At 63.5% G+C, this 17,781-nt stretch carries 12 protein-coding genes; 7 read left to right on the top strand and 5 right to left on the bottom strand.

The features are described 5' to 3' along the window. The 5 genes from ABFC66_RS04355 (at nt 1) to ABFC66_RS04335 (ending at nt 6,976) form a co-directional block, all read left to right on the top strand. Nucleotides 1-2,220: a transglycosylase domain-containing protein gene (locus ABFC66_RS04355; protein ID WP_346739740.1), complete on the top strand. Its 2,220-nt coding sequence runs from the start codon at nt 1-3 to the stop codon at nt 2,218-2,220. A 94-nt stretch (nt 2,221-2,314) separates the two neighbouring features. Beyond that, nucleotides 2,315-2,785 carry a MarR family transcriptional regulator gene (locus tag ABFC66_RS04350; RefSeq protein WP_346739739.1) on the top strand — a complete coding sequence of 157 codons (471 nt, stop codon included), beginning with the start codon at nt 2,315-2,317 and terminating at the stop codon, nt 2,783-2,785. Beyond that, entirely contained in the window at nt 2,782-4,236 is a 1,455-nt protein-coding gene (locus ABFC66_RS04345; RefSeq protein WP_346739738.1) for an efflux transporter outer membrane subunit, read from the top strand. The genes ABFC66_RS04350 and ABFC66_RS04345 overlap by 4 nt, the downstream gene beginning before the upstream one ends. 5 nt (nt 4,237-4,241) lie before the next feature. Further along, on the top strand, nt 4,242-5,429 hold the full coding sequence (locus tag ABFC66_RS04340; protein ID WP_346739737.1) for an HlyD family efflux transporter periplasmic adaptor subunit: 1,188 nt from the start codon (nt 4,242-4,244) through the stop codon (nt 5,427-5,429). After that, nucleotides 5,426-6,976 (top strand): DHA2 family efflux MFS transporter permease subunit, encoded by a 1,551-nt coding sequence (locus ABFC66_RS04335; protein ID WP_346739736.1) that lies wholly within the window; start codon nt 5,426-5,428, stop codon nt 6,974-6,976. Before ABFC66_RS04340 ends, ABFC66_RS04335 begins: the two co-directional genes overlap by 4 nt. Here ABFC66_RS04335 and ABFC66_RS04330 read toward each other — a convergent pair. Next, nucleotides 6,973-8,826: an acetyl-CoA hydrolase/transferase C-terminal domain-containing protein gene (locus tag ABFC66_RS04330; RefSeq protein WP_346739735.1), complete on the bottom strand. Its 1,854-nt coding sequence runs from the start codon at nt 8,824-8,826 to the stop codon at nt 6,973-6,975. The two genes, ABFC66_RS04335 and ABFC66_RS04330, sit on opposite strands and share 4 nt — an antisense overlap. A gap of 200 nt (nt 8,827-9,026) precedes the next feature. Here ABFC66_RS04330 and ABFC66_RS04325 point away from each other — a divergent pair, with 200 nt between their 5' ends. Together ABFC66_RS04325 and ABFC66_RS04320 are read left to right on the top strand one after the other, a co-directional pair. After that, a complete protein-coding gene (locus tag ABFC66_RS04325) occupies nt 9,027-10,646 on the top strand; it encodes an MBL fold metallo-hydrolase (RefSeq protein ID WP_346739734.1) in 1,620 nt (539 codons plus the stop codon). Next, a complete protein-coding gene (locus ABFC66_RS04320; protein WP_346739733.1) occupies nt 10,643-11,587 on the top strand; it encodes a 1-phosphofructokinase family hexose kinase in 945 nt (314 codons plus the stop codon). The genes ABFC66_RS04325 and ABFC66_RS04320 overlap by 4 nt, the downstream gene beginning before the upstream one ends. On the opposite strand, the gene ABFC66_RS04315 is transcribed toward ABFC66_RS04320, so the two are convergent. From ABFC66_RS04315 to ppsA, 4 genes are all read right to left on the bottom strand, one after another. Then, complete coding sequence (locus tag ABFC66_RS04315) at nt 11,584-12,012, bottom strand: hypothetical protein (protein ID WP_346739732.1); 429 nt, start codon at nt 12,010-12,012, stop codon at nt 11,584-11,586. The two genes, ABFC66_RS04320 and ABFC66_RS04315, sit on opposite strands and share 4 nt — an antisense overlap. A 70-nt stretch (nt 12,013-12,082) precedes the next feature. Continuing rightward, the gene (locus ABFC66_RS04310; protein ID WP_346739731.1) at nt 12,083-13,465 is read right to left on the bottom strand and encodes a GH1 family beta-glucosidase; all 1,383 of its coding nucleotides are present in this window, start codon (nt 13,463-13,465) and stop codon (nt 12,083-12,085) included. 1 nt (nt 13,466) lies between these two features. Next, nucleotides 13,467-15,287: an ABC transporter ATP-binding protein/permease gene (locus ABFC66_RS04305; RefSeq protein ID WP_346739730.1), complete on the bottom strand. Its 1,821-nt coding sequence runs from the start codon at nt 15,285-15,287 to the stop codon at nt 13,467-13,469. A gap of 4 nt (nt 15,288-15,291) precedes the next feature. Next, complete coding sequence (gene ppsA, locus ABFC66_RS04300) at nt 15,292-17,691, bottom strand: phosphoenolpyruvate synthase (RefSeq protein ID WP_346739729.1); 2,400 nt, start codon at nt 17,689-17,691, stop codon at nt 15,292-15,294. Nucleotides 17,692-17,781: the final 90 nt, after the last annotated feature.

The following is a 17,781-nucleotide window of genomic DNA, read 5'->3' as shown; positions in this document are numbered from 1 at the left end:
ATGAGCTGGCTGCGCTGGAGCTGGTCTCAACTCGACCGGACACCGATGCGTCCGAACGAATGGGGCTATGCGCGTTGGGCGTCGCTTTCTGCGGCGGCCTTCACGCTCTGGCTCGGCGTCGCGACATGGACCGGTCTCACGCCGGAGGCTGCACTCGATCTGAAGCCGAAGGCGACGAGTCACATTCTGCTCGACCGGCAGGGCCGCCCGCTCGTGGAGGAAACGGGCGCATGGAACATTCAGAACCAGGTGCCCCTCTATCGCGTGCCGCAAAGGCTCAAGGACGCCGTTCTGACGGCCGAAGACCGGCGCTTCTTCGCGCATCGCGGTGTCGACTGGTTTGCGCGGGCGCATGGGCTTTGGCAGGGCATCGCGGCGGGGCGCAACGTGCGCGGATCGAGCACGATCACCGAGCAGGTGGTCCGCATGCTCAATCCGCGTCCGCGCTCGCTCTGGTCGAAATGGCTGGAAGGCTTCGATGCGAAGCGGCTGGAGCTGCGCTATACGAAATCCGACATTCTCGAATTCTATCTCAATCAGGTTCCCTACGCGTCGAACCGGCGTGGCGTCGCGGAGGCGGCCAGGTTCTATTTCGACCGCGATCTCGACACGCTGGATACGCGCGAGATGCTTGCGCTGGCGATCCTGCCGCGCGCGCCTTCAGGCCTCAATCCCTATCGCGGCGGCGTGAAGGTGCTGGACCGGCGCAGCGCAAGGCTTGCGACCGCGATGCGGCATGCGGGCATGTTGCCGGCGGCGGAGTGGCAAAGCGTCATCGAGACGCCGCTCGATCTGCAGCCGCCGCCGAGGCGCGCGGCCATCGGCCATTTCCGCAATTATGTCGAGCGCCAGATCGCGGATGCGAGGAACGGCAACGTGCCGCTCAGGGTCGCGACGACGCTCGACAGCGGCCTTGTCGATTTCGCGCAAGACCTGCTTGACGAGCGGCTGGCGAACCTTGCGCCGAGACAGGTTCACAATGGCGCGCTTCTGGTGGTTGACCGGCGGAGCGGCGACATCCGCGCCTGGGTGGTGGCGGGCGCCGATGACAGCGCGGGCATGCCGGGCCGTTTTCTCGATGCGGTGCTGATCCCGCGCCAGCCGGGCTCGGCTTTGAAGCCGTTTCTTTATGCCGCCGCCTTCGATGCAGGCTGGTCGCCCGCCGAACGCATCGAGGATGCGCCCTATTCGGAAGCAGTGGGAACCGGCCTTCACCGCTTCAACAATTACAGCAGGCAGTTTTACGGCGAGGTGAGCGCCCGGCAGGCGCTGGGCAATTCGCTGAACATTCCGGCGATCCACGCGGTCAACTTCGTCGGGCCGGACCGTTATCTCGACATTCTGCATCAGCTCGGTTTCGAGAGCCTGAAGAAGAGCGCCGGATTTTATGGCGACGGTCTGGCGCTCGGAAATGGCGAGGTGTCGCTGCTCGAACTCGTGCGCGGTTTCACGGCATTGGCCAATGGCGGCACGGTGATGCCGCTGCGCGCCGTGATGGATGCCAATGCGCGGGCCGTTCCCGGGGCGCGGGTGTTCAGCCGCGATGCGGCGTTGCTCATCGGCAATGTGCTTTCCGATCCCTGGGCGCGGGCCATGGAGTTCGGACGCTATTCGACGCTCAACCTCCCGGTCCAGACGGCGGTGAAGACCGGGACCTCGTCCGACTATCGCGATGCTTGGGCCGTCGGCTTCGATAGCCGCTATGTGGTCGGCATATGGATGGGCAATCTCGACCGGACGCCGACGGACGGCATTACGGGTTCGACGGGCCCTGCGCTCGTGCTGCGCGGCGTCTTCGCCTATCTGAACCGCGACCAGAACACGGCGAAGCTGCCGCTGCCGGACGGTCTGCCGCTGACCGACAGTTGCGCGTTCGGCCAGACGGGTTGCGAGCAGATTTACGATTACAGGACGGCTGCGACCACGCGTGCACCCGCCGCGACGCAGACGGCGGGACCGTCGATCCTGTCGCCGACGCCGAACTTGCGCCTTGCCTATGATCCGCGCCTGCCTGCGGACAGGCAGATGTTTCGCTTCGCTCTGGGCGATGTCGGGCCGGAGGCCCGCGTGACATGGATGCTCAATGGCGCGCCGGTGGCGGAAACGCGGGGGGCGGAGTTCATGTGGCCGGTGGCCCGGGGTGTCTATGCGGTCGAGGCGCGCGTGGAGGACGAGGACGGCGCGCGCGTACTGGGGCCCGTCGCCTTCTCGGTGCGCTAAAGCCACGCATCGCGGAAAATTTTTGCCGCCATCTTGACGGTAAGGGGGTGACGCCCATATTAGCTGCCCAGGCAGTCATTGCTGAGGCAGAGATATGGGAAAGCCCTATTACTACGCAGAGAATTACAGGGCCAAGACGGCGATCTCCTATCTGGTGCGCCGGGCGCACAACCTCATCATGCCGAGAGTGGAAACGCTCTTTGCCGAGAACGATCTGACCTTCACGCAATGGGCGGTGCTCATGTATCTGCGGGACGGGATGGGCGAGAGCTGCGCGGATATCGCGCGTGACATGCACCACGACAGCGGCGCGCTGACCCGCATTCTCGATCAGCTTGAGGAGCGCGGCCTTGTGGAGCGTCAGCGCAGCGGCGTCGACCGTCGCGTGGTGAAGCTGTCGCTCACGAAGGACGGGATGACGATGGTCGAATCCCTTATCCCGCTCGTGGCTGGCTATCTCAACGATCTTATGGGCGATTTCAACAAGGCGGAGGCGGATCAGTTGATCTCGCTGATGACGCGGCTCGTTGCGCGAGCCGAGCAGGTGAACGAGGCGAAGCCATGAGAAGTGCAATCGCATTCGCCGCGCTGACCAGCCTTCTGCTCGGCGGCTGCGTGCTGCCGCCTTCGGTGGAGCCGCAGGAGAAGGCGCTGTCGAGCGACGCATTGGGACTCGGCAGCGTGAACGCGCCCAGTGCTTCCACCGCGTGGTGGAAGACCGTCGGCGATCCGCAGCTCGACGATCTCGTGACGCGCGGCCTCGCGCAGAATCCGACATTGGCGCAAGCGCTCGCCCGCGTGCGCGCGGCACAGGCGCAAGGCGCGGTGGCGCAATCGCAGCTTCTGCCGCAGGTGACGGTTGACGGCGAAGAACAGCGCCAGCGCTTCAGCGGCACTTATGTCTACCCGCCGCCCTATGCCGGGAACTGGAACTGGATCGGCAGCCTCAATACCAACCTTTCATGGAACCTCGACTTCTGGGGCAAGCAGGCGGCGCTGGTCGCGCAGGCGGGCTCGGAAGAAGAGGCCGCGCGTCTCGACGCCGAAGGCGCGCGGCTCGCGATTTCCGGTGCGCTGGTGCAGGCCTATATCGCGCTCGACCATGCCTATGCGCTCGACGATATCGCGAAGGAAACCGAAAGGCAGCGCCAGCACATTCTCGATCTGTCGCGCCAGCGCGTGACTTCGGGCCTAGACACCAATGCGGAAGTGAAGCAGGCCGAGGCGCTGCTGGCCGCGGCCCGCGTTGCGCGGGAACAGGCGGCGAGCGGACGCGAATTGGCGCTTCATCAACTGGTGGCTCTGACCGGCGAGGGGGCGAACGCCTATGCAGCCGTCAAGCGGCCTCAGCTCCGGCTCGACGGTGCTCTGCCGCTGCCGGGCGAACTGCCAGCCGACCTTCTGAGCCGGCGGCCGGATGTGCTGGCCGCGCGCATGCGGGTCGAGGCAGCGCTTTCCGGCCGCAAGGCGGTGAAGGCTTCCTTCTATCCCGACATCAACCTGATGGCCTTTGCAGGCTGGGCGGCGATCGGCCTCGACACCATGCTTCAGGGCCAATCGCAGAACTATGGCGTCGGACCGGCGATCCATCTGCCGATTTTCGACGGAGACAAGCTCAAGTCGGAATATGTCGGCGCGACGGCGCAGATCGACGGCGCCGTTGCGGGCTACAACGCGACCGTTGTCGAGGCTGTACGAAACGTCGCCGACCGACTGACCGAGACGGGCTCTCTCGCCCGGCAGTCCGATCAGCAGCGGCAATCTCTCGATGCCGCGAAGGAAGCCTACCGTCTTGCCGAGCGGCGCTACGCGGCGGGGCTCAATACCTATCTCTCTGTACTGAGCGCCGAGACGCTGCTGCTGGACGCGCGCCGGCAGGAGGCATCCATCGCCGCGGCGCAGGCGACGAACCGGGTGCAATTGCTGCTTGCGGTCGGAGGCGACTTCGTGCCGCCCGCGCAAGAAATGGCGCGCAACGACACCATCCCATCTTCCAATCATCAGCCTGTGCGGTGACGAGCATGAGTTACGATTCGAGCATTCTTGGCCGAGGAACGCCGCGCCAGCGCGGGCTCGCCATACTGGGCATTGTCGTCGTCGCGGGATTTCTGATCTGGGGCGGCTATTGGTTCATCTTCGGCGGGAACTATCAGTCGACGGATGATGCCTATGTCGCGGGCGACATCGTGCAGATCACGGCGGAGCAGGCGGGCACGGTGCAGGTCTTGAGCGCCGACGACACGCAGGCCGTGAAGCGCGGGCAGGCGCTGGTCACGCTCGATCCGTCGAGCGTCGAGATCGCGTCGCGCGCGGCCGAGGCGGATCTTGCCCGGACGGTGCGTCAGGTGCGGGCGCAGTTCGCCAAGGCGGACGCATTGCGAGCCGATATTGCTCAGCGCGCGGTTTCGGTGCGGCAGGCGGAGAGCGACCTGAAGCGGCGTCAGGCGCTTGCCGGCGACGGCGCCGTGTCGGGCGAGGAACTCGCCCATGCGCGCGACGCCGTTCAGGCGCAGGAAGCGGCGCTGTCTTCCACCAGGGAGCAGCTCAACGCGACGCTGGCGGCCATCGACGGAACGACGATTGCCACCAATCCCGATGTTCTCGCCGCGGCGGCGAAGGTGCGGGATGCCGCGCTGGGCGTTCGCCGGACGCACATCATTTCTCCCGTCAATGGGCTCGTCGCGCGCCGCACCGTTCAGCTCGGCCAGCATGTCGCGGCAGGCGCACCGCTGATGGCGGTCGTGCCGCTCGAAGACGTATGGGTCGACGCGAATTTCAAGGAGGGGCAACTCGCCGATCTCAGGATCGGTCAGCCCGTGACGCTGGAGGCCGACATCTATGGTGGCGACGTCACCTATCATGGCCGCGTCGTCGGCGTCTCCGCAGGCAGCGGCAGCGCCTTCGCGCTTCTGCCGCCGCAGAATGCCTCGGGCAACTGGATCAAGATCGTGCAGCGTCTGCCCGTCCGTATCGAACTCGATCCGGTGGAGGTGAAGGCGCATCCGCTGCGCATCGGTCTCTCGATGACGGCGAAGGTCGACGTGCGCGACAAGTCGGGGGCGCTGGTGGCAGGTCAGGTCCGCTCGGTGCCTCTGCCGGAGCGCCCGCGTGACGATGGCGACGCGGCAATCGACCAGACGATAGGACGCATCGTGGCCGAGAATGGCGGCAGCGACGCAGCGGCCGCAACTGCGGCACGGGTGCCATGAGCAGCGCGCCGGAGAAAGCTCCGGCGGCGCTCGAGGGCGGCTCCCTCGCGCTGATCTCGCTGGCGCTGGCGCTCGGCACCTTCATGCAGGTGCTCGACACCACGATTGCCAATGTGTCGATCCCGACCATCGCGGGCGATCTCGGCGTCAGCGCCAATCAGGGAACCTGGGTCATTACCTCGTTCGCTGTGTCGAACGGCATTGCCGTGCCGCTGACCGGCTGGGTGATGCGGCGCTACGGGGCGGTGCGGACCTTCGTGGTCTCCGTTCTGCTCTTTACGCTCGCCTCGTTCCTGTGCGGAATGGCGTGGAGCCTTCCGACGCTTATCTTCTTTCGTATCCTTCAGGGCGCTGCGTCGGGGCCGATGATCCCCGGCTCGCAGGCGCTTCTGATTGCAATCTTCCCGCCCGCCAGACGCGGCACGGCATTGACCATCTGGTCGATGACCACGCTTGTGGCGCCGATCTGCGGGCCGATCCTCGGCGGCTATATCTCGGACAATTTTCACTGGGCATGGATATTCCTGATCAACGTGCCCGTCGGCCTTCTCTGCGCGGCGGTCTGCTGGCGGGGCCTCAAGACACGAGAGACGCCGACGCAGAAGATCCCGATCGATTCAATTGGCCTTGCGCTGCTCGTCGTATGGGTCGGCGCATTGCAGATCATGCTCGACACGGGCAAGGATGCCGACTGGTTCGCCTCGACGGAGATTGTCGTGCTGGCGCTCGTTTCCGGCATCGGCTGCATCGCCTGGGTCATCTGGGAGGTGACGGAGAAGCACCCGATCGTCGATCTGTCGCTTTTTACCAACCGCAATTTCGCGATCGGCGTTTTTGCGTCGGCTCTCGCCTACGCCATTTTCTTCGGCAATGTCGTCATTCTGCCGCTGTGGTTGCAGCAGCATCTTGGCTACACGGCGACATGGGCCGGTCTCGTCGCCGCACCAAGCGGGCTCGTGGCGGTCGTTCTGTCACCGCTGGCGGCGCGGATCATGTCGCGCCTTGACGCGCGCTGGACCGCGAGCTTTTCATTTCTGGCCTTCGCCGCGTCCTATTTCATGCGGGCGGGACTGACGGCGAATGCGGGCTTCCTCGATTTCGTCGCGCCGCTGCTGGTGCAGGGCGTCGCCATGAGCTTCTTCTTCGTGGCGCTGCTCACGATTGCGCTCAACGGCGTCGATCATCAGCGCATACCGCTCGCCTCGGGCCTCAACAACTTCATCCGCATCACGGCGGGCAGCTTCGCGGCCTCGCTGACGACGACGCTTTGGGACAGGCGTGAAGCCCTGCACCAGAGCCGGCTCGCGGAGGCGTCGAGCCTTTACGATCCGACGATGCAAAACACACTGGCGACCCTGCATGCCCTGGGTGTGCCGGACGCGCAGGCGATGGCCATGCTGACGCGCAACCTGCAGGGGCAGGCCTATCTTCTTGCCTCCATCGACTACTTCTGGCTGTCGGGGTGGCTCGTGCTCCTGCTGATCGTCACTGTCTGGTTCGCAAAGCGCTCGCTGTCTGGCGGCGGTGTGGCGGCAGGCGGCGACTAGCTGCGCAGCGCGCCGCGAAGCAGGAAGCCGTAGAGCCTGTCGGAAAGGCTTCGCGGCCGGTCGAGCGCCATACGTTCGAGGCATTCCCGCTCGACATCGTTGGCGGCCGGCGGCAGCCCGCGTAGAGCGAGGGCCATAAGCCTGACGGGAAATTTCGACGCGGCCTGCACGAGTTGCAGCGCCGGGAGAAGGCGCAGTTCAGTTTCCGTGAAATCGGTGCCGAAGGGGAATGGGTCCAGAAGCCCGCTTTTGCGCAATGTCGTGAGCGCGGATTCGATCCGCGCGGGCGTGTTGTTGCGGAAGGCCTCGGGAATTTCGTAATCCGCCTCGATCTTGCCCGCCTTTTTCGCAGTCGCGAGCAGTTCGGCCTGAAAGCGCGAATCTGCAATCGAGAGCATGGCTGCGATGCAATCCCGGTCCGACTTCCCGCGCAGATCGGCGATGCCATATTCGGTCACGACAATGTCGCGCAGGTGGCGCGGAATGGTCGTGTGCCCGTAGCTCCAGCGAATGTTCGAGAGTGTCTTGCCGCCGCCTTGCCGCGTCGCGCGAAGCGTGATGATGGAGCGTGCATCTTCGAGCGCGAAGGCCTGGGCGACAAAATTATACTGGCCGCCGACGCCGCTGACGACGCGTCCATCCTCGAGCGCATCGGAGACGACGGCACCGAGCAGCGTGACCATCATGGCGCTGTTGACGAAGCGTGCGCCGACCCTTGCCCTGCGCTTCGCCTCTTCGTCGCCGTAAAGCTCGTTGACGTAAGAGATGGGTTTCATGCGTATCCGGTCGCGTTCCGCATCGGACATTTCGCGAAGGCGTCTGTAGAAGCTCCGGGGCCCGAGAAAGAATCCGCCATGGAGGACGGCGCCATCCACCTCTCGCTTGATGATGCCGGTGTCCATCAGTTCGAGGAATGTGTCGACCAGCATTTCGCTCGACCCGAACAGGCCCTTGTCGAAAGGAGCGAGATGCGTCTGGTCGGCGGGCAGGTTGTCTCCCTCCAGTTGCCGTGTCGTCGCGAGGAAGGTCTCGTTGTCGTCATCCCGGAGGATGAGCCCCCGCGCAACGGCGTCGCCCATGGACCCGATGCCGATCTGCAGCGTGCCGCCGTCTGGAACCAGGCGCGCGACGTGAAGGCCGACGGCATAATCCTGAATGCTCACGGGCTCCTTGGGCGGAGCGAACAGGGGGAAGTCGGTTGCGGTACCATCGAGCATATGACTGAACGCCGATGCGGGAAGCTCGGCGTCGTGAGCAAAATAGGGAAGTTCGCTGTTCACCTCGCCGACCAGAATGAAATCCGCCTGTCCCGCAGCGCGGGCGGCCAGCATGTCGACGGTGAGGTCGGGATTGCTGCTGATGCTGTAGCGCGTCCCGTCAGGGTGTCTGGCGACAAGCTGAGCGATGACGTTCGGGCGGCGGGCGAGAATGTAGCGCTGCGCATGCGTGTAGTTCGTCGAGATGTAGTTCTGCTGCGCCCGCGCGACGCCGAGCCAGCGCCCGGCGAGGAAGAAGAATTCGCTCACATCTACGTTCGGCGGCAGCGTTCCCGCGCGGAGCGCCTTCGCATAGGAAAGCGCGGGATAGCCTTCGAACAGCCGTTCGACGATGGGGTTCGAAAAGCGCCCTTCGAGTCCCTTGGCAGCTTGCGGCTTTTCGAGGGTAAGCGCCGTGATGATCTGAAGGGAGACGGAAGGGTCGGCAACCGCGCGTGCGAACAGCGCATTGACGATGTGGTTCGCCTTACCGAGGCCGAGGGGCAGCGCGAGAACGACCTCTTTTCCGACCTGCGCGATAATGGCATCCGCGATGGCGTCAGGATCGGTGAAGGGAAGGGGAGCGTCGCTCATGCGAGGATCGCCAGGGAAATATTGCGGTCGTCCATTTCAGTCGAATCCGGTCGTCGTCCTGTCTCGTTTCGCATCATGGTCTGTCCTGGGCAACTATGCCAGCATTGAGCGAAGTCATAGACCCGGCGAGGCGAATCTCGTCGAATTGTCATATCTTCGTCTCCTCGTCGACGGAGAAGCGTAATCGAAAAGGGAATGTCATGACCGCGACCTTGACCGTCCACGGTGCCGCCCGCACCGTCACGGGCTCCTGCTATCTGATCGAGACCGACGACTGCAAGTTTCTGGTCGATTGCGGCATGTTCCAGGGACCAAAGACCCTGAAGGAACTCAACTATGGAGAATTCCCCTTCGATCCGCGGCAGATCGACTTCGTTCTTCTGACGCATGCCCATATCGACCATTCCGGCCTGCTGCCGAAGTTGTCGAAACATGGGTTCAAGGGCCCGATCTACGCGACGCATACCACGATGGACCTTGCCGGGTGCATGCTGCCGGATTCGGCGCATATCCAGGAGGTCGAAGTGGAGGAGCTGAACCGGCGCAATGCGCGCCGCGGGCGGACCAATGTGACGCCGACCTATACCGTCGAAGATGCGGAAGAGTGCCTGAAGCTTTTCAAGCCGGTGCAGTACGACACCTGGGCGCGACCCGCACAGGGAATTCGGGCGCGCTTCTGGAATGCAGGCCATATTCTGGGCTCGGCATCGATCGAAATCGAGATCGATACGGACGTCCCCACCGCACGCGTGCTGCGCATGCTCTTTTCCGGCGACATCGGTCCCGATGCGCAGACCTTTCATCCCGCGCCGGCATCGCCCGAAAATCTCGATTACGTCATATGTGAATCGACCTATGGCAACCGGACGCGTCCGAAGCTCACCCATAACCAGCGCCTCGATGTTCTCGAACGGGAAGTGAAGGACGCCTTCAAGGATGGCGGCGCGCTGCTCATTCCGTCCTTTGCGGTCGAGCGCACGCAGGAACTTCTGGCCGACATCATCGAACTCGTGGATACCGGCCGTATTGCCAGGGTGCCGATCTTTCTCGACTCGCCGCTCGCCATCAAGGCGACGGAAGTATTCCTCGAACATGCGGACGAACTGGAAAATGGTTCGGAGTTCCGCAAGGCGATGGCGACACCGCTGCTGCAGACGACCGAGTCCGCGGCAGAGAGCATGCGCATTGAACAGGTCGAGGGAAATCACATCGTCGTCGCCGCAAGCGGCATGTGCGATGCGGGACGCATTCGCCATCATCTTAAGAACCATCTGTGGCGGGAAAACACGACCGTGATGCTGGTCGGCTTTCAGGCAAAGGGAACGCTGGGGCGCATTCTCGCGGAGGGCGCGAAGGCGGTGCGAATTCAGGGCGAAGAGATCAAGGTCCGCGCCAAGATTCGTCAGCTCGACGTCTACTCCGGCCATGCGGATGGTCCGGCGCTTGCGAACTGGATCAAGGATCGTGCGCCGGTGAAGCGCGCATTGTTTCTTGTTCATGGTGAAGAAGAGGAGATGGCGGCGCTGCACAAGCGGCTCGATGAAATGGGCATCGATGGAGAGCGCGTCATCGAGCCGACGCTCGACGATGTCTTCGACCTCATCACCGAAGCGCCCGGCGCGCGCTCGCGGCCCGGGCCCCGCCGCTTGCAGCCCGAGGAAGTGGGGCACTTCGACTGGCACAACGATCTTTCCCGCCTCTGGCTCGATATCAGCGACCAACTGGATCACGCTGCGGATGACAAGGCGCGCAATGTCATTCTTCGGCGTCTGCGCCGCTCGCTTGAGACTCCGAACGGCAGGGAACGGGAGCACGCATGACGGCGAAGATCGTAACGCTGACCATGAACCCCTCGATCGATGTTTCAACATCGGTCGGGGAGGTGAAGCCGATCCACAAGCTGCGTTGCGCGGCGGGGCACCGCGATCCCGGCGGCGGAGGCATCAATGTCGCGCGCGTTGTGAGGCGCTTCGGCCTGCCGCTGACAGCGGTTTATGTCATAGGCGGCATTTCAGGAAAGCTCCTGCAGCGGCTTGTCGAGGATGCGGGCATCGACAGTCAAGTCATCGAAACGCCCGACGAGACGCGCGAGGATTTCACCGTTTACGAGGAAAAGAGCGGCAATCAGTTTCGCTTCGTGATGCCGGGGCCAGAGCTGCCGGAGGCGGTGTGGAAAGCGGCGCTCGAGGCGGTGACGGCGTTCGATCCCGCGCCCGGCTTCATCGTGGCGAGCGGAAGTCTGCCGCATGGCGTGCCGGAAGATTTTTATGCCCGCGTGGTCGAGGCAGGACGCAAGGCGGGGGCGAGAGTCGTCGTCGATACATCAGGCGCGGCGCTTGCGGGCGCGCTGTCTGCCCGACCTTTCATGATCAAGCCGAGCCTGCGCGAATTGCGGGAGCTTACCGGCGCGCCGCTGACCGATGAGGCTTCCATGATCGGCGCGGCACGCGGCCTCGTCGCGGAGGGCAAGGTCGAGACGGTAGCACTGACTCTTGGCGAGGATGGCGCCTTGCTCGTTACCGGGGATGCGGTGTGGAGAGCCAATGCGCCCAAGGTGAAGGTATTGAGCGCGGTCGGCGCGGGCGACAGCTTCGTCGGCGCTATGGTCTGCGCCTTGTCGGAAGGTATGGCGATCTCGGAAGCATTCCGTCGCGGTGTTGCGGCGGGTTCGGCGGCACTTCTTGCCGCCGGCACCGAGCTTTGCCAGCCGAAGGATATGGAGCGCCTTCTCCCGGAGGTGAAGGCGTCAAAGATCGTCTAGAGCCAGACGAAGGCGCCGAGCAGCATGCTGATGCGTCCGTCGCCCCACATGGGAAGAAGCAGGCGCGCGACGTTGCCCTGGCGCTGGTAGGTCGGGGCGCGGCCTTCGACGGTGGCACTCGCCTGCGCGCGGAAGAATTCCAGCGGCGCGTGCGGCTCAAGCTCATCGGCGAAACCGCCGGTGAAATCCTTGCCGTATCGGGCGACGACGTCCTTGCCCACGATGTCGAAGCGGAAACGCTCCGGCTTGTCGAAGACTTCGATGAGGGCCAGACGGTCGACAAGTTCGGGCAGGTCCGAGAGCTTCACATCGTCCCAATAGGGCATGTCGCTCGCCTTGCCGCGAATGAGCCCGTGCCAATAGGCGCGCGCCTTCCCGAGATCGGCTTCGAGCGTTGCGGGAAGGGCGTAGGGGGACGTGGTCATTGTCTCTCGATCTCCGTTGACTCTCGACGTGGAAACTAGCCTGCCTCGATCATGCGGGCAACATGAGCGGCTACCGGAGCCTGCGGATCATGTCGCGATAGGCAAAATACGAGGATTTCGGCGTGCGCTTGAGGGTTTCGAAATTGACATAGGCGAGGCCGAAGCGATTGCCGAAACCGGCCCCCCACTCGAAATTGTCGAGCAGCGACCAGACGAAATAGCCGCGAACATCGGCGCCCTGCTTTGCCGCTTCGCCCATGGCGTGAATATAGGCCCGCAGATAGTTGACGCGACGCTCGTCGACGACCTCGCCTGCGGCGTTCGGCGCGTCGGGATCGCCGCAACCATTCTCGGTGACATAGACAGGGAGCCTGTAGCGCGTCCAGGTGTCCATCAGCGTTTCGCGAAAGGCGTCCGGGTGGATGGGCCAGAGGAAATCCGGATGGTCGGTGCGATCCGGCGATTTGCCCCAGGCAAAGCCGAGTTCCGAATTGGGTTCTGCCCGCGCATAGATCGGCGAATAGTGATTGAGGCCGATCCAGTCGATCGGACGGCAGATCTTCGCCATGTCGCCAGCCTGGACATATGGTTCCATGTCGGCGGCGGCGAGCGGCGGATAGGCGGCGAGGCACTGCGGATCCGTGAAGATCAGGTTCCAATGCGTGTCGAGCAGGGCCGTGGCGTGAAGGTTTTCCGGAGTCTCGCTCTCGGGATAGACGGGCTGGCGGTTATGCACGATGCCGATGGAGGCACCGGGCACGAGATCGCGGATCACGTCGACCGCGCCGCCATGGGCGAGATTGAGATGATGGACGGCCTTCAGATAGGAACTGCGGTCGGAGACGCCCGGCGCGTTCCAGCTCATGGCATAGCCGAAGAGAATGGCGACACAGGGCTCGTTGAAGGTGGCGAAGCGCTTGACGCGGTCGCCATATCGCCGCGAGATCAGCGCGGCATAGTCGGCAAACCAGCCGGCGATATCGCGGTTCGTCCAGCCGCCGAGATCGCCGAGCGCTTGCGGCAGATCCCAGTGGTAAAGGCAAAGCCAGGGCTCGATGCCCGCTTCCAGCACGCCGTCGATCACGCGGTCATAGAAGTCGAGGCCCTTTTCATTGATGGCGCCGCGCCCGCGCGGCAGCACGCGCGGCCATGCGACGGAGAAACGATAGGCGCCGATGCCGAGCCCTTTCATGAGGGCGATGTCTTCCGGATAGCGATGATAATGATCGCAGGCGACATCGGCCGTGTCGCCATGTTCGATACGGCCTTTCTGGCGAGCATAGGTGTCCCAGATGCTGAGGCCGCGGCCATCCTCTTTCGTCGCGCCTTCGATCTGGTAGCTTGACGTCGATACGCCCCAGACGAAGTCCTTGCGCAGGACGCCGGGCTGCAGATCGACACTCACGGTCTTGGCATCGATGACGACGGGCTTCTTCATGATGGATCCGGTCATATCAGAAAATCTTCTCGTCTTCCGCGAGAAGAAGGGAGGCGGCATGTTTCACGGGAGGTCCGCCGAACAGGAACTGCCCATCGGCTGCGCGGCTGAGGCTCAGCTTGCGGGTATAGAAATGGTCATGGTCCGCGTTGAAGCTTATTCCGATCACGGTGATTTTCGGAAACTCGCAGATAACGGCATCGAGAAGCTTTGCCTCGGCCGCGGCGTCGAAGGCATCTGTCGCTTCTTCCATGAAAATCCAGTTGGGCTTATGGAGGAAGAGGCGTGCAAAGCCGATGCGCTGCTGACCGCGGAAGGTGAGCACACGCTCCCAGGATGACACCTCGTCTAGACGTTCGCGCAGATAGCCGAGGCCGGAATTATCCAGCGCGGAATGGAAGGCATTGTCGTCATAGGCGTCGGGTTCATTCGGATAGGCGAGCACCGCGCGCAGGCTGTCGTTTGGAATGTAGGGCCGCTGAGGCATGAAAAGGATCGTGCGATCCCTCGGCAGCAGCACCTCGCCACGGCCCCAGGGCCAGAGCCCGGCCACAACCTTGAAGAGATTGACGGCCGCGCCGGAATCGCCGTCGATCAACACGCGTTCGCCTTCCTTCACCTCCAGATTGAAGCCGTCAAGAACGAGCTGACCGTCCGGATTGACGATCTGGAGCTTGTTGATGGCGAGCGTCGGCGTATTGGCATGGCCGACGGCGATGCGGTTCTCGTCCGGGGCCGCCTTGGCATCGGCGAGTTTCTGGAGATCGTCGGCGAGGGAAATCACGCGATTGGCCGAAGCGCGCCACTTCGCCATGTCCGAGAGATTGTCCACCGGCCAGGAAAGTGCGGAGGTGAGCTTCTGGAATGCTTGTGCCGTCTGCATCAGGACGCCGAGCGTCATGGTGCCTGCGATGTATTGCGGCGCGGCGACGAGGATGGGGAAGACGGGGAGCAGGGCGCCGTATCCCGATGTGAAGAACATGATGCCCGTCAGTGCGAACGTCTGGCGGAGCCATGACTCACGGATGCCGACAAAGAGATCGACGAAACGATGCCGCTCGACCCTCTCGCCGCCTACGAGCGCAATTTCCTCGGCCTTTTCCCGTGCGCGGGCGAGCCCGTAGCGGAAATTGGCCTCCGCCGTTTGCAGGCTGTTGGTTGCGCGGACCAGCGGGCGGCCCAGGAGAAGGCCGAGCGCCGTGCCGACGCCTGCATAGCCAAATGCGAGGAACACCATGTAGCCGGGAACGTGATAGCTGGCGCCGCTGACGCTGACGGTTGTGCCGCCGGCGACGTTCAGCAGAATGTCGATGAAGGTGCCGAGGACGAGGAATGAATAGACGAGCGTGTGGGTAAGGGCGATCGCCTGTTCCGTTGAATTGTTGATGTCATCGGCGATGCGTCCATCCGGATTGTCATGCTCGCCGGGTGTGAAGATGAGCTGATAGTGATGCTTCTCTGACATCCAGCGGTCGACGACGCGACGTGTCAGCCAGCGACGCCAGTTCACTTGCAGGCGCTTTTTCACCTGCAGATGCGTGGCGGTGACAGCCATGGTGAGGATGAAGATGACGACAAATATTCCGATCTGGGTGAGGAACTTCGGCACAGAGCGTTCGCCGAGCGCGTCGAACAGGGCGCCGTTCCAGTAATTGGTCCAGATGGCGAGCACGACCTGAGCGACGGTCAGCACGAAGAGCGCGACCGTCATCGAGATGGCGCGCCATTTATCAGGCCCCGTCCAGAAGGGACCGGCGAAGCGAACGAAGCGCACGATAAAATGCAGGCGCTGGAAGAAGGTCTCGTTCTTTCCCGCCGCTGTGGCTTCGGCGCTCATGGGTCTATCCCGCCTTCTTCTCGGCTTCCGCCACGACCTTCATCGTGCGGATGAGGCTGGCGGGGTTGACGCTGATCGAGTCGATGCCAAGGCGCGCAAGATAAACGGCGATCTCCGGATCATTGGCGGGTGCTTCGCCGCAAATGCCGATATGCCGGTGGTTGCGCTTGGCGCCGGTGATCGCGAGCCGAAGCATTTCCAGCATTCCCGGATCGTTTTCCGCGAAGTCGAACGCGACGATCTCCGAGTCCCGGTCCACGCCGAGCGTCAACTGGGTCAGGTCGTTGGAACCGATGGAGAAGCCGTCGAAAAGTTCGGAGAAGGCGTCGATGCGAATGACGTTGTTCGGGATTTCGCACATGACGAAGATCTCAAGTCCCTTCTCGCCGCGCTTTAGCCCATGTTCGGCCATCGTTGCAATGACCTTGCGCGCCTCGTCCTCGCGGCGGCAGAAGGGCACCATGATGCGGAGATTGTCGAGACCCATTTCGTTGCGGACGCGGGCAAGCGCCTTGCATTCCAGCGCGAAGCCCGCGGCATAGGCGGGATGGGCGTAACGCGAAGCGCCGCGGAAGCCGATCATCGGGTTTTCTTCCTTGGGCTCAAAGCCCGCGCCCGCGATCAGGCTGGCATATTCGTTCGACTTGAAGTCGGACAGGCGAATGATGACGGGCTTCGGATAGAAGGCGGCGGCGATCGTGCCCACACCTTCCGACAGTTTCTCGACGAAGAAATCGGCAGGCTTCTTGTAGCCGCGCGTCAGTTTTTCGATCTTCCTGCGGTCGGCGGCGGAGGCGACCTTCTTCGGCTGCGCCAGCGCCATGGGGTGGACGCCGATATATTCGTTGATGATGAATTCCATGCGGGCGAGGCCAACGCCGTCATTGGGCAGCATGGCCGTACGGAAGGCGAGGTCGGGATTGCCGAGATTGGCCATGATGGCCGTCTTCGGCTTCCCGATCTTGTCCGCCGATGACTTGGCGACGTCAAACGGGATTGCGCCCTGATAGACATGGCCCGCCTCACCCTCGGCGCAGGAGACGGTGACCATCTGGCCCGTCTTGATCGTCGCGGTCGCGCTCTCCGCGCCGACGACAGCAGGCACGCCGAGTTCACGCGCGACGATGGCCGCATGGCAGGTGCGCCCGCCGCGATCGGTGACGATGGCTGCCGCCTTTTTCATGATCGGCTGCCAGTCGGGGCTCGTCGTGCGGGCGATGAGCACTTCGCCCTGACGGAACTTCGAAAGATCCTTCGTGCTGGTGATGACGCGGGCCTTGCCGGTGGCGATCTTTTCGCCCACGGCGCGGCCGGTGGCGACGGCGCGCCCCTTGCCCTTGAGCGTGTAGGTTTCAAACGTGCCGGCGGCACGCTGGGAGGCGACCGTCTCGGGGCGCGCCTGAATGATGTAGAGCTTGCCGTCCGCGCCGTCCTTCGCCCATTCGATATCCATGGGGCGCGGCATGCCTGCGGCCTTCGAGTAATGCTCCTCGATGGCGATGGCGTGGCCGGCGAGATCGAGGACTTCGCGGTCGTTCAGGCAGTAACGCGCGCGATCGGCGACGGGCGTGGACTTCAGCACGGTGGTCGCGGCGCCCTTGCCCTTCGCATAGGTCATCTTGATCAGCTTCGAGCCAAGCGTGTGACTGAGAACGGCGCGGTGTCCGGCGCGATAGGTTGGCTTGTGGACATAGAACTCGTCCGGGTCCACTTCGCCCTGAACGATTGTTTCGCCGAGGCCATAGGCGCCTGTAATGAAGACGACATCGCGAAAGCCTGATTCCGTGTCGAGCGTGAACATGACGCCGCTCGACGCGAGGTCCGAGCGGACCATCTTCATCACGGCGACGGAGAGATAGACCTTGAGCTGGTCGAAGCCGTTGTTCTTTCGATAGACGATGGCGCGGTCGGTGAAGATCGAGGCGAAGCAGCGGCGGCAGGCTTCTATCACATGCTCAAGACCGGAGATGTTGAGGTAGCTCTCATGCTGCCCGGCGAAGCTCGCATTCGGTAGGTCTTCGGCGGTGGCGGAGCTGCGAACGGCGACCGCTACGTTCTTGCCATATTCCTTCTGGAGCTTCGCATAGGAGGTTTCGATAGCCTGCCGGACTTCCTTCGTGCCGGTTGCCGCATAGACGATGGCGCGGGCGGATTTCGCGGCGCGTGCGAGGGCCTTGGTGTCGGTGACGTCGAGCTTCGCGAAGAGGTCGCGGAGCTTCTCCCACGCGCCGGCCTTTGTCAGGCAATCGCGATAAGTCTCGGCCGTCAGCGCGAAGCCATTGGGAACGCGGACGCCTTCGCCGGAAAGCGCGTTGTAGAGCTCGCCGAGGGACGAGGTCTTGCCGCCAACCAGCGGAACATCGGCGACGCCAAGATCGCGAAACCAGCGGACATATTCGGCCATGACAATTACCTCTGCGAGTCGGCCCGAAGCGGCCAGACCTCTTATCGGCAATAGGATGGAGGGGAACATTGATCGCCGTCAAACGGGTGA

It is taken from the genome of Parvibaculum sp. (assembly GCF_039680535.1).
GTDB lineage: Bacteria > Pseudomonadota > Alphaproteobacteria > Parvibaculales > Parvibaculaceae > Parvibaculum.
Note: the sequence above shows the minus strand (reverse complement) of the source record. Positions and strands in the feature narration are given on the sequence as shown.

Excerpts from the sequence above, each read along its gene's own strand:
- ABFC66_RS04355 (WP_346739740.1), top strand. The coding sequence starts at position 1 with ATGAGCTGGCTGCGCTGGAGCTGGTCTCAACTCGACCGGACACCGATG.
- ABFC66_RS04350 (WP_346739739.1), top strand. The coding sequence starts at position 2,315 with ATGGGAAAGCCCTATTACTACGCAGAGAATTACAGGGCCAAGACGGCG.
- ABFC66_RS04345 (WP_346739738.1), top strand. The coding sequence starts at position 2,782 with ATGAGAAGTGCAATCGCATTCGCCGCGCTGACCAGCCTTCTGCTCGGC.
- ABFC66_RS04340 (WP_346739737.1), top strand. The coding sequence starts at position 4,242 with ATGAGTTACGATTCGAGCATTCTTGGCCGAGGAACGCCGCGCCAGCGC.
- ABFC66_RS04335 (WP_346739736.1), top strand. The coding sequence starts at position 5,426 with ATGAGCAGCGCGCCGGAGAAAGCTCCGGCGGCGCTCGAGGGCGGCTCC.
- ABFC66_RS04330 (WP_346739735.1), bottom strand. The coding sequence starts at position 8,826 with ATGAGCGACGCTCCCCTTCCCTTCACCGATCCTGACGCCATCGCGGAT.
- ABFC66_RS04325 (WP_346739734.1), top strand. The coding sequence starts at position 9,027 with ATGACCGCGACCTTGACCGTCCACGGTGCCGCCCGCACCGTCACGGGC.
- ABFC66_RS04320 (WP_346739733.1), top strand. The coding sequence starts at position 10,643 with ATGACGGCGAAGATCGTAACGCTGACCATGAACCCCTCGATCGATGTT.
- ABFC66_RS04315 (WP_346739732.1), bottom strand. The coding sequence starts at position 12,012 with ATGACCACGTCCCCCTACGCCCTTCCCGCAACGCTCGAAGCCGATCTC.
- ABFC66_RS04310 (WP_346739731.1), bottom strand. The coding sequence starts at position 13,465 with ATGACCGGATCCATCATGAAGAAGCCCGTCGTCATCGATGCCAAGACC.
- ABFC66_RS04305 (WP_346739730.1), bottom strand. The coding sequence starts at position 15,287 with ATGAGCGCCGAAGCCACAGCGGCGGGAAAGAACGAGACCTTCTTCCAG.
- ppsA (WP_346739729.1), bottom strand. The coding sequence starts at position 17,691 with ATGGCCGAATATGTCCGCTGGTTTCGCGATCTTGGCGTCGCCGATGTT.